This window comes from Vreelandella subterranea, from assembly GCF_900111305.1.
Classification (GTDB): Bacteria; Pseudomonadota; Gammaproteobacteria; order Pseudomonadales; family Halomonadaceae; genus Vreelandella; species Vreelandella subterranea.
Map to the genome: position 1 here is coordinate 205,073 of NZ_FOGS01000005.1, position 22,633 is coordinate 227,705.

Genomic DNA, 22,633 nt, shown 5'->3' on the forward strand with positions numbered 1-22,633 from the left:
AAGCGAACATCGTTCAGGGGTGGTTAATCGTGGGCCAGGAAAACAGCTGCATCATTAAGCATTTCAGCCACTACTGCTCGCTTGATGAAGACGAAAGACAACTGCTCATATCGCTGGAGGATAGCCCCACCGCTATTAAAGCAGGCACGCTCCTCTGGGAGGTAGGCGATCCGGCCAATGAGTTCTGTACGCTGAAAAGCGGCTGGGCTTACTCGTATCGCCACCTGGAGAACGGCGACCGCCAGATACTCGAAGTCTTTTTGCCCGGCGATATCATTGGCCTGCGCGAGTTTGCCTTTAACCAGCGTCTCGAGAACGTGCGCATGATCAACGATGGCGTTATCTGCCATTTCCCCCATCGCCGCATGCTCGAACTATTTCGCCAGTCGCTGCCGCTGACCTCGATCATGTTTGCCATCGGCAGCCGTCAGCAGGCGCTGCTCACCGAACGGCTGGTGAACATTGCCCGGCGCAGCGCCCGCCAGAAAATGGCCCATTTTCTTCATGAAATGTATTTACGCCTGCGTCAAACCAATGACGATATCAGCGGTCAGTTCCGCCTGCCGCTTTCTCAGGAGCAGTTGGCCGATATTCTGGGCCTGAGCCCGGTTCACGTCAGCCGGACATTCAGCGCGCTAAGCGAGGACGGCCTGGTTTTCCGCGACCGTCATAACGTCACCATTCCGGACCTGGACGCCCTCTCCGTGGAAGGCGAGTTTGACGACGCCTACCTGACCGATAATGTGCGGCCGTTGTTTGACGCTGCTGGCTAGCAAGCCCCCGCTAATACATCAATGAAAAAGGGCGCGAGCCGTATAAGCGCGCGCCCTTTTCCATACGTCGATGACTTACATTAGCCGCACTTCGACCAGCCGCACCCTGCGTAGCAGGTGGGGCAGCCATCCATCATGATCAGTTCTCCGCGGCATTCAGGACAGTGACCGACGACCGCCGGGCCGTTGCTCGGGGCATTAGAGGTGGCGGCATCTTGCCCGATGGGCTCGACCGCGCCGCTTTCTGCCTCAGCGGGCGTGTCCTCGGCGGGGGGCTGCCAGGCGTGGCCGTGCTGCATGCGATGCGCATAACGCTCCACCAGGCTTTCCACCGGCACCTGGTTGCCGTCCTGATCCAGAAAGCCGCGACGGTACAGAATCTGCTGGATCGACCAAGCAATGGCGGCCACTTCGGAATCATGGAACATGGGTTTGTTCCAGCGGTTCATCCCGCAGCGCACCAGGCCCTTGTCCCAGGCCACTTTGCGCAAGTCGGCCACTGCCTGAGTGACGTAACCCCCGCGGGCCGCCAGTGACAGGCTACGCATGGTCGCCGTGATCCACTGGTGTTCGCTGGAAAGCTGTCCGGAAGGGAAGAAAAACTCCACCGGGCGCTCGATGACCACGCGCTTGCCGCCGACAACGCCTTCCACCGGCATGAAGGACACCAGTAGATAAACCTTTTTGCGGCCTTCGGCGCCGACATAGGAAATCTTTTCCGAGACGGCTTCCAGTGTGCCTTCCGGGCGCGAAGGAATGCGCACCGTCAGCGGGTCTTCCTCGGGCAGGGTTGGGCTTGGCGCTTCAGGCGCCTGCTGCTTGATACGATAACCGACGATTTTCGAGGTGATTTCAACAGTCATAACGTTCTCCACTTGGCAAAGGGGTGCAGGGCTGTGCGTGATGGGGCGTGGCCCGGCATCACCATTTGCCGTAGGTGCCTTCTTTCAGACCATCAAACAGGTTGGCGGCGTTGTGCTCTTCACCGTCGTAGATCACTTTTTCATCGCCGGTCAGTTCGAGGGTTTCACCGTTCTCGAGCTCAAACACATAGGTGGTGTTTTTCAGGTCGTCTTCGCGCACCAGAACGCCCTGGAAGGCTTCCGGATTGAAGCGGAAGGTCGTGCAGCCCTTGAGACGGCTTTCGTAGGCTTGCAAATAAAGGTCCTGGAACTTCTCGAACGCAAACTCGGTAGGCACATTGACCGTCTTGGAAATCGCCGAGTCGATCCATTGCTGGGCCGCCGCCTGAACCGCCACGTGCTGCTCGGGCGTCACCGCATCGGCGGTGATGAAGTAATCGGGCAGGTCGCTGTCCACCGCATCAGCAGCAATAAAGTGGCGATAGGCTGCCAGTTCGAAGGACACGACCTCGACTTGCTCCTTGGTCTTCTTGCCCGACTGGATGATATTGCGGAAATAACGGTGCGAGAACGACGGCTCGATGCCGTTGGACGCGTTGTTGCCCATGGACAGCGAAATCGTGCCGGTCGGGGCGATGGAACTGTGGTGGGTAAAGCGTGCGCCGTGTTCGGCAAGTTGCGCCACGAGCTCGGGTTCAAGCTCGGCCACCTTGTTCATGTACTGGCTGTAACGGGCATGAAGAATACGCCCGGGCACCTTGTCGCCCACCTCATAGCCGTCCTTGGCCAGCTGGGGACGCTCACGCATCATCTTCGGCGTGATCACGTGCTCTTCGGCGAGCACCGGGGCCATGCCCTTCTCTTGGGAAAGCTCCAACGCCTGCTTCCAGCCTTCAATGGCCAGATGACGGCTGACTTCTTCGGTAAAGGCCAGCGACGCCTGTGAGCCATAGGGGATCTTGAGCATGGTCAGCGTCGAGCCCAGGCCCAAAAACCCCATGCCATGGCGGCGTTTGGCTTCGATTTCGCGCTGCTGCTGGGGCAACGGCAAGCCGGCAATCTCGACCACGTTATCCAGCATGCGGGTGAAGATCGCCACTACTTTACGGTAGCGGTCCCAGTCAAAGCGCGGCTGGTCGCTGAACGGTTCAATCACGAATTGAGTCAGGTTGACCGAGCCCAGCAGGCAAGCGCCCTCTGGCGGCAGCGGCTGCTCACCGCAGGGATTGGTCGCGCGGATATCTTCGCAGAACCAGTTGTTGTTCATGCGGTTCACCTGATCGATCAAAATGAACCCGGGCTCGGCGTAATCGTAGGTCGAGGCCATGATGGTGTCCCACAGCTCCCGCGCCTTGATCACCTCGACAATCCGGCAGGCCACGCGGCCTTCATCGTCGACCGTATAGCCTTCCTCGACCACCGGCCAGTCGCGATAGATGATGTCCTCGTCGCTGACGTCGTCTTTCTCGCCGGGGTGGAGCGGGAAAGCCAGCGGCCAGTCGGCGTTATGCTTGACGGCCTCCATGAACTCGTCGGTGATCAGCAGGCTAAGGTTGAACTGGCGTAGGCGCCCGGCTTCGCGCTTGGCCTGGATAAACTCGCGCACGTCCGGATGGCCGACATCAAAGGTGCCCATCTGCGCGCCGCGACGGCCACCGGCAGAGGCCACTGTAAAACACATCTTGTCGTAGATATCCATGAACGCCAGCGGGCCGTTGGTGCCTGCGCCCGCGCCGAACACAAAGGCCCCTTTATGGCGCAACGTGGAAAAGTCATAGCCGATACCGGCGCCGGACTTGAGCGTCATTCCGGCGTCTACCACGGAATCCAGGATATCGCGCATCGAATCGCGAATGGTGCGCGACACCGTGCAGTTAATCAGGCTCACCGCGGGCTTATAGGCGTCAGCCCCGGCGTTGGAGAGAATCCGCCCGGCAGGCACCGCGCCATTTTCCAGCGCCCAGCGGAACTTCGGCAACCACTCTTGCGCCTTGTCACCTTCTACATCCGCCAGAGCTTTCGCCACCCGCTCGAAAGTCGCGCCCAGGTCCTGATCCACCGGCTGGCTATGGCGATCCTTAAGACGATATTTGGCATCCCAAATTTCCCGCGACGGTTCCTGAAGCGGGACATCGTTAGAGGTGTTCATAGCCTGGGTAGCAGTACTCATGTCGCGAAACTCCTTAGCGGCGTTGAAAATAGCGCTTGGTCAAAGCGATTATACGAGGCAACCGGGTGAAGTATAGTCTTGACGTTGCACTATATCGGCTGCTTTTTCATATTTTTTCTACCATATATAGAAAAATCAGCGCCTTAGTCTTTTGTCACCGTGCATCAGACGATAGGCTAAGGGTTTTCCAGATGATGGGCCTGTTCATGCCGTTGATATCGCGTTTTCCGTCCGCACTTGCTTACCCCGCGCTTGGCGCTGCGTTGGTGTTATCGCTGCCATCGGCGCATGCCGTGTCGTTTAACGTCGAAGACGACCAAACCCACGACCATTGGCAGTCGATGGCATTGACCCTCGGTAACGAGCGGCATTTTCGTGCCGTGGAAGCGCACAGCTACTCGGATGCCACCTTGAGCGTCAATGCCACCCAGGGCGTGTGCGACTTACCCTGGCTGGAGATGCGTGTCGAACTGGAAGCCGCTCAGGGCGAAAGCCGAGCGGTTAATCAGGTGCCTGCGCGGCTACGCGTCGATGATCGTGAGCGCATCCACAGCGTCGCCGAATTTATCACCGAACGAGGCGATAGCGGCTTTTATGCCCACTTTTATCTCCACGATATCGATCAATTGATCGCCGACATGGGCGCTGGCGAGCAGGTTTTTCTGGGCTTTGACCAGGGGGACGAAGACCCCTGGTACATGATATTCAGCCTGGAGGGCGCGGGAGAGGCGCTGACAAGGATGCAGCGCCTGTGCCGGGATGCGTCTTAGCGGGGGTTAATTTTGGGTTGGCGGCTGCCTGAGCACCAGCTCGACGCGACGGTTGGCCGCCCGCCCCTGCGCCGTGGCGTTGCTCGCCATTGGCTGGGTATCGGCATAGCCAACGGCGCGCATGCGATCAACCTCGAGCCCTTGGCTATCCAGGTGGCGGACCACCGCAATCGCCCGTGCCGACGATAGCTCCCAGTTGGAAGGAAAGCGCGAGGTCGAGATAGGCACATTATCGGTATGGCCTTCGACGGACACCTGTCCATCAAAGGCACTGAGCACCTCGACAAGGCTGTCGACGAGCTCACGGCCCTGCCCGGTGAGTTGCGCCCGGCCGCTGTCGAACAACAGGTTGTCGTTGATGCGCAGCGTCACCCCTTCCTGCCCCTGGGAGACGTCCACTCCCGGAATGCTGATACCCTCAAAGCGCGGCTGCAGGCCGCTGTGACGGGGCTCGATACCGGTCGCCAGTGATGCCAGAGGCAGGTCGGCGATCGCACCGGGGGACGCTTCATCGACGCTGGCTTGCGAGCCAGCGTCGTTACCGCCGGGTGGCGCCAGCGAGAGCAGCAAGACAAACAAGGTCAGCAACAGCGTCAATACATCCAGATAGCTGGTCAGCCAGCCATCGTCGTCACCGCCCTTGGGCAGTGGCGCTTCCAATGTATGGCGGGTATCCCGGTCTAGCATCCCGGCTACCCCTTGGCGGGGGCATTACCCGAGGCCCGCGGCTTTTTGACCTCCGGCTCGCGGATTTCGTCGTGGTAGTTGGCGACAAAGGAGTTGAGCGTTTCTTCTATAAAGGAAGGTAGCCGCCGCTTGGTAATCAGGGAGATCCCCTCCAGTACCATGTTCATGGTGATCAAGCGTTCCTCGGTGCGCCGCTCGAGCTTGACCGCAACAGGCTTGAACACCAGATTGGCCAGCAGGATACCGTAGAAGGTGGTCAGCAGGGCCACCGCCATGCGCGGGCCGATCACATCGAGATTGCCGGCGTCCATGACTTCCAGCATGTTGACCAGCCCCACCAGGGTGCCAATCATGCCGAAAGCCGGCGCATATGTGGCCATGGTGCGGAATATCTGCGCTTCCGCGTGCTCACGCGCCTTCAGCCGGGCAATCCGCCAGCGCAACATATCGAAGATTTCGTCTTCTTTGGTGTTGGCGATCACCAGCTGGATGCCGGTCCGCAAAAACGGATTGCGGGTGTTTTCGAGTTCTCTTTCAACGGCGCGAACATCGCCCTTGAACCACAGCCGGGACATGGCCACCAGCTCGTTGATATCATCACGCACATAGGTGTTTTCACGCCGGAAGACCAGGCCGACCAGGCGTACCACCCGCAGCACTTCCTTGAGGGGATAGCTGATAAAGGTGGCGGCAAGGGTGCCGGTGACCACGATAGCAAGCCCTGGCAGGTTGAGGAAGCTGCCCGGCGACTCCGCGGTGAAAAACAGGACGCTTACCAGCAGCAGGATGCTGGCGAAAATACCGATCAGCGTCGATGGGTTCATGTCGTGCTCCTTAAAGCAATATAACGGGGCGCATCAGCGCTGAAACGTGAAAGCCGACTGCCGTTGCCCCGGCCGTCAGCGAAACATCAACAGACCCTAGACCGAGTCGTTTAACTTGGCGCGCAGACGGCTGACCGCCTGACTGTGCAACTGGGAAACGCGAGACTCCGTGACGCCGAGCACGGCGCCCACCTCTTTCAGGTTGAGCTCTTCCTGGTAATACAGCGCCATGAGCAGTTTTTCTCGCTCGGGCAGCGCTTCGATGGCCGCCACCAGAGTTTCCCGCTGCTGGGCGTCGAGCAAATGATCGAAGGGCGAGCTCACGGCTTCACGATTTTGCGGTTCGCTGCCATCCGCCACCAGCTCTTCAAAAGGCAGCAACTGCCCGCTATTGGTGTCGTGCAATAGCTGCTGATACTCAGCCAACGGCATATCCATGGCGTCGGCGATTTCCGTTTCTTCGGGGGGACGCCCCAAGGATTGCTCCAGGCGCCTGACGGTTTCGTCAACGGCTCGCGCCGAACGGCGGACGCTGCGGGGCAGCCAGTCACGGGTACGCAATTCGTCCACCATCGCCCCGCGTATGCGCTGGCTGGCAAAGGTCGCAAAGGTGGCGCCCTGAGTGGCATCGAAACGTCCCAGGGCTTCAAGCAACCCCATCATGCCTGCCTGGATTAAGTCATCCAGCTCTATACTGGCCGGCAACCTGACCTGAAGCGTCAAGGCCTGACGTCTCACCAGTGGCATGTACTCCTTCATCAGCTCACTTTGTTTGATCCTGCCCTGTGCTGTGTACATCCTATGGCCTCGCGGCTAAACCACCTGTGCTCACTGGTAATCTACTATCATCTGCAACCCTTTAACGCTAACGGGCCGCTGCCCCGGGTTTAGCGCAAATTGAAAATGCAGGGGCGTTGTCGCACTTATGCCGGATAAAGCACGGGTCTCCCCACGCATACCCGATAATGACACGCAGCGCTCCGGGTGGCATAACCAAGCTTGCAGCGCTGCCCCGGGTGCGTGCTGATACTGCCACTGGACTCGCTCAATGACCGCCGCTGGCGTGGTCGCCCCCGCTGGAGGGCGAACCGATTCACTGCGGCTGGCGCGGTCGCTCATGGCCACCATGAGCCCGGGCACTTGTGTCACCCAACTGCTGGACGCGCCCTGAGCATAAGCACTGAGTCCCAGGGCTAATACCAAAACGCTAATCGCATAACGCCAATAGCCTAGCATGCTTCATTCCTTCTCATGAGCGGATTAACCCCGATTATTAGACGCTTTACCGACGTTCACTGCATCAACGGGCCAGCAACAGCAACTCGATACCCAGATAGTCCCCAGCCGCTTGCTGCAGGTTGGCCAACAGGCCTTGCCTGGGCAGGTGGGGTTCATGCAGAGCCAGCAGGCGTTGCGGCCCGTTATGCTGCCTCAGCTGTTTGAGTAGATGATACATGCGTCCAAACGCATCGGCATCGCTGTTGACCCACAGCGCCCAGCGACGGTGTTGCTGACTGAGTGTCGCCAGCTCTGGCGCATCCGGCATCACGATCCGAATATCCCAGTCGGCCGGATCCCCGGCCCAGGCCCGGCCTAGCGCGGCCCACTGGCCAAGACGCGCGCTGACCTTGCGCACCTCTATCGGCCCATCATCCGGCAGCCCAGTGACCATTAACGGCGTTTTGGGCTTGGGCGGTGTGACAGGCGGCTCCATGGCCGCCGCGCTGGGCACCACCGGTGAGCGGTAGGTCATCGGCCCGGGTGATTCCGTTACCTCGGGAGGCGCTTCATCACCCCGCTGCTGACGCTGTAGATCCGCCCACTTGCGTAGTCCAGCGGCTTGGTCTTGTGCACTCATGCCAGGCCCTCTCGATTAACGCTACCCAGCTGGCGGATCGCATCACGGGCCATAAAGGCGTACACCAGCGCATCCAGCAATGCCGTATCGCGCCGACGGCGGCGGCTGCTTAACAGGTTCAGCACATCACCGTGCAATCCGCTGGCGGCCTCGTCCTCGGCGCAATCAAGGTGCCCGGCAATGGCGGCAATACCGCTGGCCATCAAGAGGCGCACTTCAGGGCTTACTTCGCCGCTATCGGCGTCTTTCAGTTGCTGCCAGGCACGCCGGGTCAACGCCGCCAGGCCTTCACTCTGCAGCTGGGTTACCAGCAGGCTCAGCACCTCGTTGCCCAACCGCGCGGGGGTGAGCCAGTAACGGCGGGTGACCACCTTGGCACTTTCGGGGTCGCGCACTTCGCCATACCACGCCAGCAGCGCCCGCCCCTCCTGGTCGGTGACTTCGGCATAGGCCGTCCACAGAGCCATCGGCTGGCCACGGAAACGCACATTGACGCGGTGGTTGAGCGTACTTTCGGCAAACAGCTGGCGCAGCGCATAGCGTTCGCCGTGCAAGTTTACCCTGAGTGCCGGGGGTGCCAGGCTGACCCAGGTCAGGTATTGGCGCTCCAGCCAGGTCAGCGCCTCGCTATCGGGTAACGCTGGCAGCAGGTGCACGACGACACCATCGCGCTCGCTGAAGGTGGCCATGCGCGGCTGCCAGCCAGCAGGTTGGCGGTGCTGCAGCCAGGGCAGCGCCATCCAGGCGCCCTCGGCATCCAGCCCTATATCCGGCATCGCCCAGTCACAGCCGCGCTCGTTGCGGCGGGGCGACCAGGCCATCCCCAGCATGCGCTGGGGCGGCGGGTACCCCTCCAGCAACTCGTCCAGGCGCTGATCCTGCAACACGCTGGGCAGGTTGGCGATATCCCAGACGCCTTCAAGGCGCTCAAAGCCCACCATCCGCTCGCGCAGGCGCGCAAACAGCGACGACAGACGGCGCCCCTGGCCCAGCACATCCCGCGACCAGCGGGGCATGCTGATCGGTGCCGCGGGTGGCGACGTATTGCCTGCCCCGGCGGCGTCGGCATTCAGCGCCTGGTCGACCAGCGCAGCAGGGTCCGCCACCGCCATATCTTCGGGGACCTGCTGACCATAGGAGCCAAACAGCACGCGCATGCCATGGCGCATGACAATATCCAGGATGGGTGCCAAGCGCCCTGCTTCGTCCTGTTTGGTGATGATGCAGTCATCCAGTTCGGCACCCGCCGCACGGGCGGCCTGGCGATAGCGCAGCACCACTTCTTCAAGCGTTTCAGGCTGGCTGGCGGCATTGAGTAGCAACACCAGCCTGACGTTGGAGCGGCCGCCCCGTAAATGGGCGATCTGCTCGATCACCCGCTGGTCGCGCTGGCTCATGCCCACGGTATCGATGATGACCCACTGCTTGCCCTGCAAACGACTCAGCAGGTCGTCGATGGGTTGCTCCGCGTCCAGCGCGTACATCGGGATATCCAGCAGCCGCGCGTAGATGCGCAGCTGCTCATGAGCCCCGATACGAAAGCTGTCGGTGGTCACCAGGGCGACGGGGCGGGTCCCGTGGCGCATGACAAAGCGGGCTGCGAGCTTGGCGGTCGTGGTCGTCTTGCCGACCCCGGTGGGCCCAACCAGAGCGACAATGCCCGTTTGATCGAAAAATTCGGGCTCGTCCTGGAGCACGGCCAGGCGTGCCATCAGCCGTTGGCGCAACCATGCCAAGGCCTGTTCGCTATCCGCGCTTTGCGTCGCCAGGTCGCCTGGCAGATCCATCAGGATGTCGTCAGCAAGCTCGCGGCTGAAACCGACGCCGCAAAGCAGCTGCCGCCAGCGCTCTGGGCCGCTGGCGGTCGAGTCAGTGGGTGTTGTGCGGCGGTCGCCTTGTTGGGAAGCGAGCAGCGAGCGCATATCCTGCATTTCGCGTAGTAAGCGCTCACTCATTGACTCCAGCGGATCCTTCGGCGCCGCTGGTGGCTCGTTGGCGGGCGAAGGTTCGAAATGATCGACGGCTTCGTCGGCCATGGCGAGGATTTCGACGCCGCCTTCAGTGCGACGGTTGGCCACGATCAGAGCGTCTTCGCCCAGTGCTTCGCGCACCTGGCGCATCACATCGCGACTGTTGTCGCCCACGAAACGTCTAACACTCATGTACTACCCCTGGCCGTGAGTCAAATAGCGACGCTGGCATCAGCGTCCCCCTACCACAGTGGTTACCCGCAGCGTGCGGTCATCGGGTATCTCAGCCTGGGACAGAACGGCCATGTGACGCAAGCGGCGGCGCAGGAACCTCGACAGCACCGCACGCAGGGAATGCTGAACCACCAGTACCGGCGGTTCACCACTGCTTTCGTGGCGCTCCAGTGCCTGCTGGGCCTGCGTCATCAGCGTTTCGGCAAGCCCTGGCTCCATCGCCCCGTTACCGTTCATCGCCTGCACCAGCACCTGCTCTAGCTGAGCATCCAGGCCCATCACGTTCAGGGTTTCCTGACCGGCAAACCACTGCTGGGTAATCGCCCGGCCCAGGGCCACACGCACCAGCGCAGTGAGTTCGTTGGCGTCCTGCTGCTGGCCTGCGTACTCGGCCAGGGTATCAAGGATGGTGCGCATGTCGCGAATAGACACGTCTTCATCCAGCAGATTTTGCAGGATACGCTGCAGCACCGTGAGGGAAATGGCCTTGGGTACGACCTCTTCCACCAGCGACTTCTGCTCGCTGCCCAGCTTGTCCAGCAGCTTCTGAACCTCCTGGCGGCCGAGCATTTCCGGCGAGTGGCGGTGCAATAAGTGATTGAGATGCGTGGCAATCACCGTGCTGGCGTCGACGACGGTGTAGCCGTAGACCTGGGCATGCTCGCGCTGGCTGGAATCAATCCACACTGCGGGCAAGCCAAAGGCGGGGTCTTCGGTTGATGTGCCCTGCAGTTCCCCCGACACCTGCCCCGGGTTGATCGCCAGCCACTTGCCCGGGTACGCCTCGGCGCGGCCAATTTCGGCGCCTTTCATTGACAGCACATAGGCGTTGGGCGACAGCTCCAGGTTATCGCGTATATGCACCACCGGGGGCAGAAAACCGACTTCCTGGGCAAACTTTTTACGTACGCTTTTGATCCGCGCCAGCAACTCGCCTTTTTGACGTGAGTCCACCAGCGGAATCAGACGATGCCCAACTTCCAGGCCGAGCGTATCGACCAGCTGGACATCTTCCCAACTGGCCTCAGGTGCCTCCTGGGTCGGCGGTGGTGCGGCGGCAATTTCCTCCTTGACCAGCGCCTGCTCCTGGCGGCGCATGATGAACCAGGCCAGCCCGGCGAGCAGCAGGGTAAACAGCAGGAAGACCATGTTGGGCATGCCCGGCACGATACCCAGCAGGCCCATGACCATCGCGGCCAGGATCATCACCTGGGGATTGATGAACAGCTGGCTGATCATCTGCTGACCAACATCCTGATCAGTGTTGACCCGCGACACCGTCACACCGGCGGCCGTGGAAATAACCAGGGCGGGAATTTGGGCGACCAGACCATCGCCAATGGCCAGCAACATATAGCTGCGACCGGCATCGCCAAAGCTCATATCGTGCTGCAGCATGCCGATCATCAGGCCGCCAATGATGTTGACGACCATGATCACCAGGCCCGCCACGGCGTCGCCACGTACGAACTTGCTGGCACCATCCATCGAGCCGTAAAAGTCGGCTTCCTGAGCAATTTCCGCACGCCGGTTCTTGGCGTCCTCCTCGCCGATCAGCCCTGCATTGAGGTCGGCGTCGATGGCCATCTGCTTGCCGGGCATGGCGTCCAGCGTGAAGCGAGCCCCCACTTCGGCAATACGCCCCGCACCTTTGGTGATCACCATGAAATTGATGATCACCAGAATCAGAAAGACCACCAGGCCCACGGCAAAATTACCGCCGACCAGAAACGCCCCAAAGGCCTCGATCACCTTGCCGGCGGCGGCACCGCCCTGGTGCCCTTCCATCAGCACCACGCGGGTTGATGCCACGTTCAAAGATAAACGCAGCAGCGTGGTAAACAGCAGCACGGCGGGGAAGGCGGCAAAGTCGAGGGGCTTTTGGGCAAACATGCTGACCATCAGCACCATGACGGCCATGGCGATATTGAAGGTAAACAGCAAATCCAGCGCAAACGGCGGCATGGGCACGATCATCATGCCCAGAATCATCAGGATCAGCAGTGGCCCGGCGAGCAACTGGACCTTGACGTCGCTCACCCAGTCGCGCCGACTCATTAGTTGGGTAAAGCCTTTCATGTTGGGGCCTCATCGCCGCCGGCACCACGCCCGGGGGTTTCCATTTCCGGGGGCACCGGCAGATTATCGGGGGTAGGCGGCACTTCGCCTCCTTGTTGCGCTACGTTTTTCAAGCGATATGCCCAGGCCATGACCTCGGCCACGGCCGTATATAGATTTGCCGGTATTTCGGCGTCCAGGTCGACATGATGATACAGCGCCCGGGCCAGCGGTGCTGCTTCTAATCGTGGCACTTCCGCCTCGTTGGCAATTTCACGGATGCGGTCGGCCACCGCATCGGCGCCTTTCGCCACCAGGCGTGGCGCGCCCATCTGGCCCTCCTGGTACGACAGCGCCACCGCGTAATGGGTCGGATTGGTAATGATGACGTCTGCCTCCGGCACCTTGCTCATCATACGGCCCCGCGCCATGGCCTGCTGCTGTTGACGAATACGGGCCTTCACCTGGGGGTCGCCTTCTGATTCCTTGTGCTCGCGCTTGACTTCTTCCTGGCTCATGCGCAGCTTCTTGGCATTGCTCCACAGCTGGAAGGGCACATCAATCAAAATCACCACGATCAACGCCAGGACCATCAAACCCGCCGCCTGGGCCGCCATGGTCAAGGCGCTGGCCAGCGCCTGCTGAATGGGCTGGTTCATCAGTGACATGAACTTGCCCACATTCAGGTATAAAAACGTCCCCCCCACACCGCCGACCAGCAGTGACTTGGCGATCGCCTTGGCCAGCTCGATCAGTGCCTGGGTAGAAAAAATGCGTTTTATACCCGCTATCGGGTTCAGCTTGGACAACTTGGGCTGCATCGACTTGCCTGAAATCAAAAAACCGCCCAGCAGCGAGGGGGCCACCAGTGCGATCAACGTCAGCAGTAAAAACAGCGGCATCATTGCAAACAGTGTGCGCCTGCCGAGGTCGATGGCATGGGTGACCATCGGCAAACCTTCCATGGCGTGGCGGCGCTCAAATAGAAACGCCTGCTCCATCACCATGCCAAGCTGATTATAGAGCATTTGCCCCATGGTCCAGAGGCCAATCACCCCGCCCAAGAGCACCAGAAAGGTGGTCAGCTCCCGCGAGCGGGGTACCTGCCCTTCTTCACGCGCCTTTTCCAGTCGTCGGGGCGTGGCCTCTTCGGTCTTTTCCTGGTCGCTGTCGTCTTCTGCCATGCGGTCACCCGGCCAGGTAATTTATCGCGGCTAAACAGGAAAAGCCGCCCCTAGGGACGGCTGAGCGAAACGAGCCCGAGCAAGGGTTCACTGCGTGCGTTAGAAGCCCAATTCGTCCAACAGATCGTCGACCTGATCCTGCCCGGTCACGATATCAGGTGCATTGTCCTTCACTTGAGGCCCATTCAAAAGGTCTTCGTTACGCCGTGCATTCTCGTTTTTCCACTGATCTTCGGCCTTGCGTTGCATCGTTTCTCGTGCCTGTGCACCCGGAACGTTGTCAATGAGCACCTGAACCAGCTGATGTTCGATCTCGCGGATGACGTCCATCATCTTCTTGATGACCTGACCGGTAAGGTCCTGGAAATCCTGTGCCATCATGATTTCCATCAGCTCTTTATTGGTCGCCGCCGCCATATCCGGCACGCTTCCCAGATAGCCACGCGTCTCTTTGACCAGCGCTTTAGCGTCGTCCAGCTCCTTGGGTGCTTCAAACCACTCTGCCCAGCGCTTATCCAGTGCTTCGGCCTGATCGCTAAGCTGATCCTGAAGTGGTTGAGCACGATCAATGGCATTCAATGAGCGGTCTGCCGCCTGCTCGGTCATGGTGGCGACGTAATGCAAACGGTCGCGTGCATCTGGAATGGCTTCCGCCGCCTTCTCGATTTCCTTATCCAGCCCCAGCTCGCGCATGTTGTCCCTCAGCATGCGGGTCAGCTTACCGACACGATGAATAAGGTCTTCGGCGGCCTCTTCGGACAATTGGGTAGAACCGGACTGTTCATTCTGGCTCATGGTGTTCTCTCCTCGTAATCCCGGCCCGCAGGCCTCGCCGCGTTACTTACCCAATTTCTCAAAGATCTTATTGAGCTTTTCTTCCAGCGTCGCGGCCGTAAACGGTTTCACAACGTAACCATTAGCGCCCGCCTGAGCCGCGGCGATGATATTTTCTTTCTTGGCTTCCGCCGTCACCATCAAAACCGGCAGGTCCTTGAGGGCCTCATCCTGACGGATTTCCTTGAGCATCTCGAGGCCATCCAGATTGGGCATGTTCCAATCAGACACCACAAACTCAAAACCGCCGGCGCGAAGCTTGTTCAGGGCATCCTGGCCATCTTCCGCTTCGTCGACGTTGGTAAAGCCGAGCTCTTTCAATAGGCTGCGTACAATACGGCGCATCGTGGGGAAGTCGTCCACCACCAAAAAGCTCATGTTCTTATCTGCCATGGGTCATCCTCTTATCAATCGGGGCTGGTTAAAATTCTTCCCAGTCGTCGTGTCCACTGGTTGAGGACACTGAACGGTTGGGGGGAGTCGATGGTGTTTGGGCGGCCACCGCTTTGGGGGCTGAACTTGCACTTGCCTGCCGTGATTGTTGCTGATGGGTCACCTGCATGCCCACCAGTTTAAATACCGCCACCGCTTCTTCAAGGCGATTGGCCTGTTCTTCCAGTGACGACGCCGCGGCGGTGGCCTGTTGCACCAGGGAAGCATTCTGCTGGGTCACCTGATCCATCTGGCCGACCGCTTGGCTGACTTGTTCGATGCCGTCGCTCTGCTCCTGAGACGCAGCCGAGATTTCATCCATGATGTCGGTAACACGGCGTACCGACGTCACCACGTCGGACATGGTGGTCCCGGCCTGTTCAACGAGGTTAGAGCCCTGTTGAATCTGGGTCACCGAGTCATCGATCAGCGCCTTGATCTCCTTGGCGGCATCGGCACTACGGCTGGCGAGGTTGCGCACTTCCCCGGCCACCACAGCAAAGCCTCGACCTTGCTCACCGGCACGGGCTGCTTCAACCGACGCATTGAGGGCCAGGATATTGGTCTGAAAGGCGATCGAATCGATCACGCTAGTGATATCCGAGACCTTTTGCGAACTGCTGGAAATTCCGTGCATGGTGGTCACCACCTGCTGCACCACCTCACCGCCGCGCTCCGCCGTGGACGACGCATCCGCAGCCAACGTGCTTGCCTGACGGGCGTTATCGGCATTCTGCTTCACCGTCGCGGTCATCTCTTCCATGCTGGAAGCAGTCTCTTCGATGGAAGCCGCCTGCTCTTCGGTACGCGATGACAGGTCGGCATTGCCACTGGCAATTTCACGGGTGCCGTGGTGAATTTCGCGGCTCCCTTCACGCACCCGCGCGACGATATCGTTGAGGCTGTTCTGCATCCGCTGCATCGCGGTATAAAGCTGGCCAATTTCGTTTTTGCCGCCGCTGGGGATCGTCGTGGTGAGATCTGCGTCGGCTATGGTGTTGAGCTGAACGACTGCCTGGTTCAGGGGCCTGATCACGACCCTGCGCAGGCCAAGGTAAATCAACAAGGCCAATAGCAAGACGATGCCCAGCAATATCCATTCAAGCATGGTATAAAAGTTATTGATGTCGTCCAGCTCTTGCTCCGCTTGATCGCCGCGCTCACCTGCGTAACGAACAAACTCGGTAAGCGCCGCTTCTTGTGCTTCTGAGACGGGCTGGGACTCCTCACGAAGCGCATTGAAGCCTGTCGTGTCCATCGCATCAAGTGCTTCTAGTCGAGCGCGGGCATTGTCGTATAGCGCTTCAAACAAACGTTCGATTTCATTGCCCAGCGCCTGCCCTTGGTCGGTACGCGGCACGGACGCAAAGTTTTCAAAGCGGGTTTCTGACCGCTCTATCTGGTCTTGCGCGGATGCCAACCGATCATCCGCCTGCCGGATACGACCCAACATGAGTTCATTGGATGCCACCTCTAGATCAAGAATGGCACCGCTCAACAAGGCATCGGCGCGATTGATTTCATTGAGCTGCTCAACATTAATGCGATCAATGAGTGCTACCGTTCTTTGGGTCGCCTTGCCGGAAAGCGAAAATATCAACATATTGGCCCCAATGGCCAATAAAAATACCACCAGCACCGCGATAACGGCGACGTTAATACTCGTATTGCGTAAAAAACGGTTCATTGGATTCCCTTACAGCCAAACCTGACTCATTTTTGTCGTTATACCCGCTGTGCCCGTCCCGACGCGGCAATCAGCGACATTAATTTCTCCGGAATCTCATCCAGTGCCGTGACCTCGGCAGCCGCGCCCATGGCAATGGCCTCCCGGGGCATGCCAAAGACCACACAGCTTTCTTCATTCTGGGCAATGGTGGCTGATCCAGCCTGGCGCATTTCCAGCAGGCCGGCGGCTCCATCCTTGCCCATGCCGGTGAGAATCACGCCAATGGCATTTTTGCCGGCTTGGTCGGCGGCAGAGTGAAACAGCACGTCCACAGAAGGGCGGTGGCGATTCACCGGTGGCCCGTCGTCAAGCCGGGCGACATAGTTGGCGCCGCTGCGTGCCAGCTTGAGGTGCTGATCCCCAGGGGCAATATAGGCGTGGCCGGGCAAAACACGCTCTCCGTCAGTGGCTTCCTTGACGGTAATACGGCATAGCCGGTCCAGTCGCTCCGCAAACGACCGGGTAAAGCCGCCGGGCATATGCTGGGTAATCAAAATCGCCGGCGCGTTGGCCGGTAGTGGCTCCAACACTGCCCGGATCGCTTCAGTACCCCCGGTAGAGGCGCCAATAATGATCAGCTTCTCACTGGATACCATGGGCGCTTTGAGCTGAGCAGGGGGCGGGGTGTTCTTATGCCGCGCCTGGCGGGGCCGCGAACGTGCCGCGGCACGTAGTTTCTCGGCAATCTCGTTGGCGTAATCCATCATCCCGCTGCGAATACCCAGGCTGGGCTTGGCAACGAAGTCCAGCGCACCCAGCTCCAGTGCCCGCAGGGTGATTTCCGAACCGCTTTGGGTCAGCGACGAGACCATCAGTACCGGCATCGGGCGCAGACGCATCAGGCGTTCGAGAAAATCCAGCCCGTCCATGCGCGGCATTTCAACATCAAGCGTCAGAACATCCGGGTTATGCTGCTTGATGAGATCGCGGGCGGCAATCGGGTCAGGCGCTACCGCCACCACTTCCATATCGGGCTGGGTATTGATAATTTCCGTCAGCAGATCGCGAATCAGCGCCGAATCATCAACACATAACACTTTTATTTTGGCTGCACTCAAAGCACGCCTCCTTATCCGTCAAGCCGTTTGCCGCGCCAAGGCACGTGGGCATTTTATTTGTTTGCCAAGGTGTAAACTGTCTGCCCACGCAACTTGAATGCATCGCTGATGTAGGAAAAGTTCTCCGAATGGCCGGCAAACAGAAGGCCGTCGGGTTTGAGCAGGGGCGCGAAGCGTTTAAGAATTTTGGCCTGTGTATCCTTATCAAAATAAATCATGATGTTCCGACAAAAGATCACGTCAAAAGGGCCTTTAACGGGCCACTGGGGCGCCAGCAGATTCATGGGCAGGAACTCGACCAGCGTTGATACTTCGGGACGCACGCGGGCCAGTCCAAGATGGTTACCGGTGCCCTTCTGGAAGAAGCGCTTTACCCGCGCTTCTTCAAGCTTGCGCACCTGTTCCTGGGGATAGACGCCCTTGCGCGCCTTGTTCAGGGCGTCAGTGTCAATATCCGTCGCGATGACGCTGGACTGGGAAGCCCGTCCACCCAGGGTTTCCAGCAGCGTCATGGCAATCGAGTAAGGCTCTTCACCGGTGGACGCGGCCGAGCACCACACCGACACAGGCCCCTGCTTGTCCTTTATATGCTCAGCTAACAGCGGGAAGTGGTGGGCCTCACGAAAAAACGCAGTGAGGTTGGTGGTCAGCGCATTGGTAAACGCTTCCCACTCTTTAGCATCCGGCTGACGCTCAAGGCGCGCAAGGTAGTCGCCAAACCGAGTCATTCCGTGGTGACGTAGCCGTTTCGCTAAACGGCTATAAACCATTTCGCGCTTATGCTCGGCCAGCACAATGCCTGCGCGCTGGTAAATCAACTCGCGGACACGGGTAAAGTCGGCATCGGTCAGTTCCAGGTCGCGCTCGATCTGGCTGCCGGATGCCCATTGGCCGACGTCGACTCGTTCACGTTGCTCGGTCAAAATATGCGCCACTCCTCTACAAAACCTTAACCCGCCTACTTGTCAGCCAACTGGGGGGTTGCACGACACGGTGAGTCTGAAAAATAACCGACTGCTGGCACCAGAGGCACACCGCCCGGTAGAGCGACATGCCTCTGGTCGACGTACGATTAACACCCAGCTTTTATACTATCGGCTTGAAACCCGATGACTTGAGCGGTGTTTGCATTACGTCCTTGGTGTTTAAAACGCTTCCCACTCATCCGCCGTTGCGGCTGACGCTGGCGCGGCAGAACGGGCCGGCTGAGCGGTTAATGAAGAGGCGGCGCGGGGCTTGCTCACGGGGGGCGTCAACGCTTCGGCAACCCGAAAACGCTCAACGGCTTCGCGCAGTCGCCCGGCTTCGTCTTCCAGTTCGTTGGCGCTGAATGCGGCCTGTTGCACCAGCTCGGCATTTTGCTGAACCACTTGATCCATTTGCGCCACGGCCTGGTTAACCTGGCCGATACCGTTACTCTGTTCCTCAGAAGCGGCCGCAATTTCATCCATGATGTCGCTGACCCGCTGCACGGCAGCCACCAGGTCCTGCATTGTCTGACCGGCCTGATTGACCCGCTCGGTACCGACATCGACCTTGCTCAGCGAGGTGTCGATCAGGGTTCGAATATCCTTTGCCGCACTGGCGCTGCGGCTGGCGAGGCTGCGAACTTCCTGTGCCACCACAGCAAACCCTCTGCCATGCTCGCCGGCCCGCGCCGCTTCGACCGACGCGTTTAGCGCCAGGATATTGGTCTGGAAGGCGATATTATCAATGAGCGTAATGATGTCGGCGACCTGATGCGAACTGGCGCTGATTTCCTGCATGGTGTCGACGATCTCGCCAACTTCCTCTCCGCTGCGCCGTGCTGTCAGGGTGGCGCTTTCCGCCAGTTGGCTTGCCTGGCGGGCGTTATCCGCATTATGGCCGACCGTTGAGGCAAGTTGCTCCATGCTGGAAGCGGTTTCCTCCAATGAGGACGCCTGTTGCTCGGTACGTGATGACAGATCGTTGTTGCCACTGGCGATCTGTTGCGAGCGGTCAAAAATTGACGCGCCACTGGTACGGACGACGCCCACCGTTTGCGACAGCGACGCTTGCATATGCGCCATCGCAACGTACAAACGACCAATTTCGTTATTACCAGGCGAGGTAATCTGCTGGTTTAAATCGCCTTTTGCCATGCGTTCGAAGTAACCCACCAGGTTGTCCAGCGGGCGCAGCACATTCGCAGCCACCCCCCAGACCACGGCCACTACCGTGGCGAGCGTCACCAGCACCACGGCCAGCAGACTCCAGCGTATTTGCTCGGCGAACGCCGAGAACGCCTGCTGCTGGGAGGCGAGATCACTGCTGTTTTGCACGATATCTGCCACATGATGGAGGGCATACAGGCCGATACCACACGCTACCAGCACCATCGTCGATAGCGTCACCAGCACCAGTCCCCAGCTCAGCCGGACGGTCATGTTATTCATTACTTGCCGAATCACCTGCCCCACCTACCCTACTCCTTATCGTCAGAAGCGCCCCTCACTCCATTGTGGTGAGGGCGCTGACCGCATGATCCCTGGACACCCCTTCCCGGGTGTCGTCAACTTTCTTTAACTCTCGCTGGCGCCGTCCACCAAGGCCATCTCTTCGCTGGTGAGCAGTTTGTCGATATCGACGATCACCAGCATGCGATCATCCAGACTGCCGAGTCCGCTCAGGAAGTCAGACGACAGCGTGACGCCAAACTCGGGAGCAGGCTTGATCTGGTCAGGTGTCAGCGTCATCACGTCAGACACGCCGTCAACCACGATACCCACAATCCGGTCGGCCACGTTGACAACGATCACCACGGTTTGACCGCCGTACTCGACATTTTCAAGGTGGAACTTGATGCGCAGGTCAACGATCGGCACGATCACACCGCGCAGGTTGGTCACCCCTTTAATGAAGTCGGGGGCGTTGGCAATGCGCGTAACGTTCTCGTAGCCGCGAATTTCCTGAACTTTGAGGATATCGATGGCGTACTCTTCGTCACCTAGCGAGAACACCAGAAATTCGCTGTTATCCGCTTCAGTCGCGAGGACCGCCCTATCGTTTGCTTGGCTCATGACGGTTCAGACTCCTTGTAAAAAGACATGGTTTGCGTTTTGGCTGGTTTTGCAGCCTCTTTTTTTGCCCGACTCAGTCGATGCAAGCCGGAAATATCCAGAATCAGTGCCACGCTGCCGTCACCGAGAATGGTGGCGGCTGAGATGCCGGGCACTTTGCGGTAGTTATCTTCCAGGTTCTTGACCACGACCTGCTGCTGGCCAACCAGCTCGTCGACCAGCATGGCGTAGCGGCGCCCCTCGCCTTGCACGATCACTGCGATGCTTTTCGTCGGGTCGGTAATGGCATTTTCGACGTCCATCACTTCGTGAATGGCGATCACCGGCAGGTATTCGTCACGCACCTTGAGAACGACGTCGTCGCCTGCCATGGCGTACATGTCATCTTTATTGGGCTGCAAAGACTCCAACACCGTGGAAAGCGGCAGAATAAAGGTTTCACCACCCACTTTTATCGACATGCCGTCCAGAATAGCCAGTGTCAGCGGCAACACGATACTCGTGACGGTGCCCTCGCCTTTTTTGGACTGGATCTCGACGCGTCCGCCCATGCCCTGGATATTGCGTTTCACCACGTCCATGCCAACGCCACGACCCGATACATCGGTCACTTCATTGGCGGTGGAGAAGCCGGGTGCAAAGATAAGTTGGTAGACGTCTTCATCCGACATTGTGTCGGATACGTTCAGACCGTTTTCCCTGGCTTTGGCAAGCAGGCGGTCGCGATCCAGGCCAGCGCCATCGTCACGCACCTCGATCAGGATATTGCCACCCTGATGCCGGGCAGCCAGTGTCAGCTTGCCGGTGCGCGGTTTGCCGATGGACTCGCGTACATCGGGCATTTCAATGCCGTGATCAAGGCTATTGCGCACCAGGTGGGTGAGCGGATCGGTAATTCGTTCTACCAGGCTTTTATCCAGTTCGGTGGACTTGCCCTCGGTGACAAGCTCGATTTCCTTGCCCAGCTTACCGGCGGTATCACGTACCACCCGGGGGAAACGGCTAAACACAAATTCCATGGGAATCATGCGGATCGACATGACCGATTCCTGCAGGTCCCGGGCATTGCGCTGTAACAGGCTCATACCGCTTTGCAGCGAGCTGTTGGCACCCGTCTGATCCCCCAGATCGCTGACCGTTTGATCGAGCATCGACTGGGTGATGATCAGCTCGCCGACGAGATTGATAATCTGGTCGACCTTGTCCACCGATACACGTATCGACGAGGACTCGGGGGCGGCTTTCTTCGCTTTCCCCTTCGCCTGCCCATCGCCGGTCTCGGCTTTGGCAGGTGCCGATGGCGACGCTTTTTGTTCCGTTGATGACGCGGGTGGCGTGGTTTCTTGCTCGGCAGTCGGCTGGGCTTCAGGCTGCGCGGCTGGCGCCTCCGTTTTCATCTCGCCAGATGCAAGCGGCTGGATATCAATCTGGTCGGGCTCGATAATAAAGCACATGACCGCTTCAATATCGTCGGCGCTGACGCTGCCACTAAGCACAACCTCATAGCGCTTGTCGTCGCCCGACTGGGACTCGATATTGCCCAGTTGCTCCAGCTCTTCGACCAGCAGGAAACGATCCTTGTCATCCACATTGATCAGCGCCACCTTCAAATGGCCAGTGCTATTCGCCTCTGATGCGTCATCCGCAGACGAACCATCAGCGGACGTTGCTTCAGCTGATGCAGCCGGGGTGCTCGCCGATGGTGTTGTTTCAGCGGGCGCTTCGAGGGACTGGCCAATCTCTTCAAGGGCTATCTGCTGGAGCGTTTGGCAAATTCGCTCATACGTTTCCTGGTCAGGCTCTTCCTCGTTGCGATAGGCATTTAATTGCTCGTGCATAATGTCTTTAGCCTCTAAAAATGTATCAACGAGGTCAGCCCGCAGCGCTAGCTCCCCTTTACGCGCGTAATCCAGCAGATTTTCCAGGATGTGGGTGGTGTTTTGCAGAACACTAAATCCGAAGGTGCCTGCGCCCCCTTTAATCGAATGTGCGGCACGAAAAATAGCGTCGAGCTGCTCGCTGTCAGGATTATCCACATCAAGCTCTAACAGGTGCTGCTCCATGTCCGCGAGCAGTTCTTCTGCCTCTTCAAAAAAGGTGTCAAAAAAATCGGCTATATCCATGCACCATCCCCTACCTTCACGTCAA

The 22,633-nt window shown here is 59.1% G+C and carries 20 protein-coding genes; 2 read left to right on the forward strand and 18 right to left on the reverse strand.

Annotated elements, in window-relative coordinates:
• Window positions 1-29: 29 nt before the first annotated feature.
• Window positions 30-773 carry a Crp/Fnr family transcriptional regulator gene (locus BMX75_RS09330; protein WP_092827323.1) on the forward strand — a complete coding sequence of 248 codons (744 nt, stop codon included), beginning with the start codon at window positions 30-32 and terminating at the stop codon, window positions 771-773.
• Window positions 774-853: 80 nt separating this feature from the next.
• Here BMX75_RS09330 and BMX75_RS09335 read toward each other — a convergent pair whose 3' ends face one another.
• Window positions 854-1,636, reverse strand: a complete 783-nt coding sequence (locus BMX75_RS09335) for a ribonucleoside-diphosphate reductase (protein WP_092827325.1) — start codon at window positions 1,634-1,636, stop codon at window positions 854-856.
• 58 nt (window positions 1,637-1,694) lie between these two features.
• Window positions 1,695-3,806 carry an adenosylcobalamin-dependent ribonucleoside-diphosphate reductase gene (locus BMX75_RS09340; protein ID WP_066318988.1) on the reverse strand — a complete coding sequence of 704 codons (2,112 nt, stop codon included), beginning with the start codon at window positions 3,804-3,806 and terminating at the stop codon, window positions 1,695-1,697.
• Window positions 3,807-4,000: 194 nt separating this feature from the next.
• Between BMX75_RS09340 and BMX75_RS09345 the strand changes: the two genes are divergently transcribed.
• A complete protein-coding gene (locus BMX75_RS09345; protein WP_422822069.1) occupies window positions 4,001-4,576 on the forward strand; it encodes a hypothetical protein in 576 nt (191 codons plus the stop codon).
• A 6-nt stretch (window positions 4,577-4,582) separates the two neighbouring features.
• On the opposite strand, the gene BMX75_RS09350 is transcribed toward BMX75_RS09345, so the two are convergent.
• From BMX75_RS09350 to cheA, 16 genes are all read right to left on the reverse strand, one after another.
• Window positions 4,583-5,263 carry an OmpA/MotB family protein gene (locus BMX75_RS09350; protein ID WP_092827327.1) on the reverse strand — a complete coding sequence of 227 codons (681 nt, stop codon included), beginning with the start codon at window positions 5,261-5,263 and terminating at the stop codon, window positions 4,583-4,585.
• A gap of 5 nt (window positions 5,264-5,268) precedes the next feature.
• Window positions 5,269-6,087: a motility protein A gene (locus tag BMX75_RS09355; protein ID WP_092827329.1), complete on the reverse strand. Its 819-nt coding sequence runs from the start codon at window positions 6,085-6,087 to the stop codon at window positions 5,269-5,271.
• Window positions 6,088-6,183: 96 nt separating this feature from the next.
• Window positions 6,184-6,885, reverse strand: coding sequence for an RNA polymerase sigma factor FliA (locus BMX75_RS09360; protein WP_092827331.1), 702 nt, complete (start codon window positions 6,883-6,885; stop codon window positions 6,184-6,186).
• 30 nt (window positions 6,886-6,915) lie between these two features.
• Window positions 6,916-7,323, reverse strand: a complete 408-nt coding sequence (locus BMX75_RS09365; RefSeq protein ID WP_092827333.1) for a flagellar protein FlhE — start codon at window positions 7,321-7,323, stop codon at window positions 6,916-6,918.
• 64 nt (window positions 7,324-7,387) lie between these two features.
• Window positions 7,388-7,945 (reverse strand): hypothetical protein, encoded by a 558-nt coding sequence (locus BMX75_RS09370; RefSeq protein ID WP_092827334.1) that lies wholly within the window; start codon window positions 7,943-7,945, stop codon window positions 7,388-7,390.
• Window positions 7,942-10,107 (reverse strand): flagellar biosynthesis GTPase FlhF, encoded by a 2,166-nt coding sequence (gene flhF / locus BMX75_RS09375; RefSeq protein ID WP_092827336.1) that lies wholly within the window; start codon window positions 10,105-10,107, stop codon window positions 7,942-7,944. The genes BMX75_RS09370 and flhF overlap by 4 nt, the downstream gene beginning before the upstream one ends.
• A gap of 39 nt (window positions 10,108-10,146) precedes the next feature.
• Window positions 10,147-12,228 carry a flagellar biosynthesis protein FlhA gene (gene flhA / locus BMX75_RS09380; RefSeq protein ID WP_092827338.1) on the reverse strand — a complete coding sequence of 694 codons (2,082 nt, stop codon included), beginning with the start codon at window positions 12,226-12,228 and terminating at the stop codon, window positions 10,147-10,149.
• Window positions 12,225-13,391, reverse strand: coding sequence for a flagellar biosynthesis protein FlhB (gene flhB / locus BMX75_RS09385; RefSeq protein WP_092827340.1), 1,167 nt, complete (start codon window positions 13,389-13,391; stop codon window positions 12,225-12,227). Before flhB ends, flhA begins: the two co-directional genes overlap by 4 nt.
• 99 nt (window positions 13,392-13,490) lie before the next feature.
• Window positions 13,491-14,186: a protein phosphatase CheZ gene (gene cheZ / locus BMX75_RS09390; protein WP_092827342.1), complete on the reverse strand. Its 696-nt coding sequence runs from the start codon at window positions 14,184-14,186 to the stop codon at window positions 13,491-13,493.
• A 42-nt stretch (window positions 14,187-14,228) separates the two neighbouring features.
• Complete coding sequence (cheY, locus tag BMX75_RS09395) at window positions 14,229-14,618, reverse strand: chemotaxis response regulator CheY (protein WP_092827344.1); 390 nt, start codon at window positions 14,616-14,618, stop codon at window positions 14,229-14,231.
• Between the two features lie 28 nt (window positions 14,619-14,646).
• Complete coding sequence (locus BMX75_RS09400) at window positions 14,647-16,344, reverse strand: methyl-accepting chemotaxis protein (RefSeq protein WP_092827346.1); 1,698 nt, start codon at window positions 16,342-16,344, stop codon at window positions 14,647-14,649.
• A 38-nt stretch (window positions 16,345-16,382) separates the two neighbouring features.
• Window positions 16,383-17,444 (reverse strand): protein-glutamate methylesterase/protein-glutamine glutaminase, encoded by a 1,062-nt coding sequence (locus BMX75_RS09405; protein ID WP_092827348.1) that lies wholly within the window; start codon window positions 17,442-17,444, stop codon window positions 16,383-16,385.
• Between the two features lie 53 nt (window positions 17,445-17,497).
• Window positions 17,498-18,367, reverse strand: coding sequence for a CheR family methyltransferase (locus BMX75_RS09410; RefSeq protein ID WP_092827440.1), 870 nt, complete (start codon window positions 18,365-18,367; stop codon window positions 17,498-17,500).
• Between the two features lie 222 nt (window positions 18,368-18,589).
• Window positions 18,590-19,861, reverse strand: a complete 1,272-nt coding sequence (locus BMX75_RS09415; RefSeq protein WP_175474718.1) for a methyl-accepting chemotaxis protein — start codon at window positions 19,859-19,861, stop codon at window positions 18,590-18,592.
• 126 nt (window positions 19,862-19,987) lie between these two features.
• Window positions 19,988-20,485, reverse strand: a complete 498-nt coding sequence (gene cheW / locus BMX75_RS09420) for a chemotaxis protein CheW (protein WP_092827350.1) — start codon at window positions 20,483-20,485, stop codon at window positions 19,988-19,990.
• On the reverse strand, window positions 20,482-22,608 hold the full coding sequence (gene cheA, locus BMX75_RS09425) for a chemotaxis protein CheA (protein WP_092827352.1): 2,127 nt from the start codon (window positions 22,606-22,608) through the stop codon (window positions 20,482-20,484). The genes cheW and cheA overlap by 4 nt, the downstream gene beginning before the upstream one ends.
• Window positions 22,609-22,633: the final 25 nt, after the last annotated feature.

What these genes read in the sequence shown, in the direction of transcription:
- BMX75_RS09370 (WP_092827334.1), bottom strand. Translation starts at nt 7,945, where the DNA reads ATGAGTGCACAAGACCAAGCCGCTGGACTACGCAAGTGGGCGGATCTA.
- cheZ (WP_092827342.1), bottom strand. Translation starts at nt 14,186, where the DNA reads ATGAGCCAGAATGAACAGTCCGGTTCTACCCAATTGTCCGAAGAGGCC.
- flhF (WP_092827336.1), bottom strand. Translation starts at nt 10,107, where the DNA reads ATGAGTGTTAGACGTTTCGTGGGCGACAACAGTCGCGATGTGATGCGC.
- BMX75_RS09365 (WP_092827333.1), bottom strand. Translation starts at nt 7,323, where the DNA reads ATGCTAGGCTATTGGCGTTATGCGATTAGCGTTTTGGTATTAGCCCTG.
- BMX75_RS09340 (WP_066318988.1), bottom strand. Translation starts at nt 3,806, where the DNA reads ATGAGTACTGCTACCCAGGCTATGAACACCTCTAACGATGTCCCGCTT.
- flhB (WP_092827340.1), bottom strand. Translation starts at nt 13,391, where the DNA reads ATGGCAGAAGACGACAGCGACCAGGAAAAGACCGAAGAGGCCACGCCC.
- BMX75_RS09415 (WP_175474718.1), bottom strand. Translation starts at nt 19,861, where the DNA reads ATGAATAACATGACCGTCCGGCTGAGCTGGGGACTGGTGCTGGTGACG.
- cheW (WP_092827350.1), bottom strand. Translation starts at nt 20,485, where the DNA reads ATGAGCCAAGCAAACGATAGGGCGGTCCTCGCGACTGAAGCGGATAAC.
- BMX75_RS09400 (WP_092827346.1), bottom strand. Translation starts at nt 16,344, where the DNA reads ATGAACCGTTTTTTACGCAATACGAGTATTAACGTCGCCGTTATCGCG.
- cheA (WP_092827352.1), bottom strand. Translation starts at nt 22,608, where the DNA reads ATGGATATAGCCGATTTTTTTGACACCTTTTTTGAAGAGGCAGAAGAA.
- BMX75_RS09335 (WP_092827325.1), bottom strand. Translation starts at nt 1,636, where the DNA reads ATGACTGTTGAAATCACCTCGAAAATCGTCGGTTATCGTATCAAGCAG.
- flhA (WP_092827338.1), bottom strand. Translation starts at nt 12,228, where the DNA reads ATGAAAGGCTTTACCCAACTAATGAGTCGGCGCGACTGGGTGAGCGAC.
- BMX75_RS09360 (WP_092827331.1), bottom strand. Translation starts at nt 6,885, where the DNA reads ATGTACACAGCACAGGGCAGGATCAAACAAAGTGAGCTGATGAAGGAG.
- BMX75_RS09350 (WP_092827327.1), bottom strand. Translation starts at nt 5,263, where the DNA reads ATGCTAGACCGGGATACCCGCCATACATTGGAAGCGCCACTGCCCAAG.
- BMX75_RS09345 (WP_422822069.1), top strand. Translation starts at nt 4,001, where the DNA reads ATGGGCCTGTTCATGCCGTTGATATCGCGTTTTCCGTCCGCACTTGCT.
- cheY (WP_092827344.1), bottom strand. Translation starts at nt 14,618, where the DNA reads ATGGCAGATAAGAACATGAGCTTTTTGGTGGTGGACGACTTCCCCACG.
- BMX75_RS09355 (WP_092827329.1), bottom strand. Translation starts at nt 6,087, where the DNA reads ATGAACCCATCGACGCTGATCGGTATTTTCGCCAGCATCCTGCTGCTG.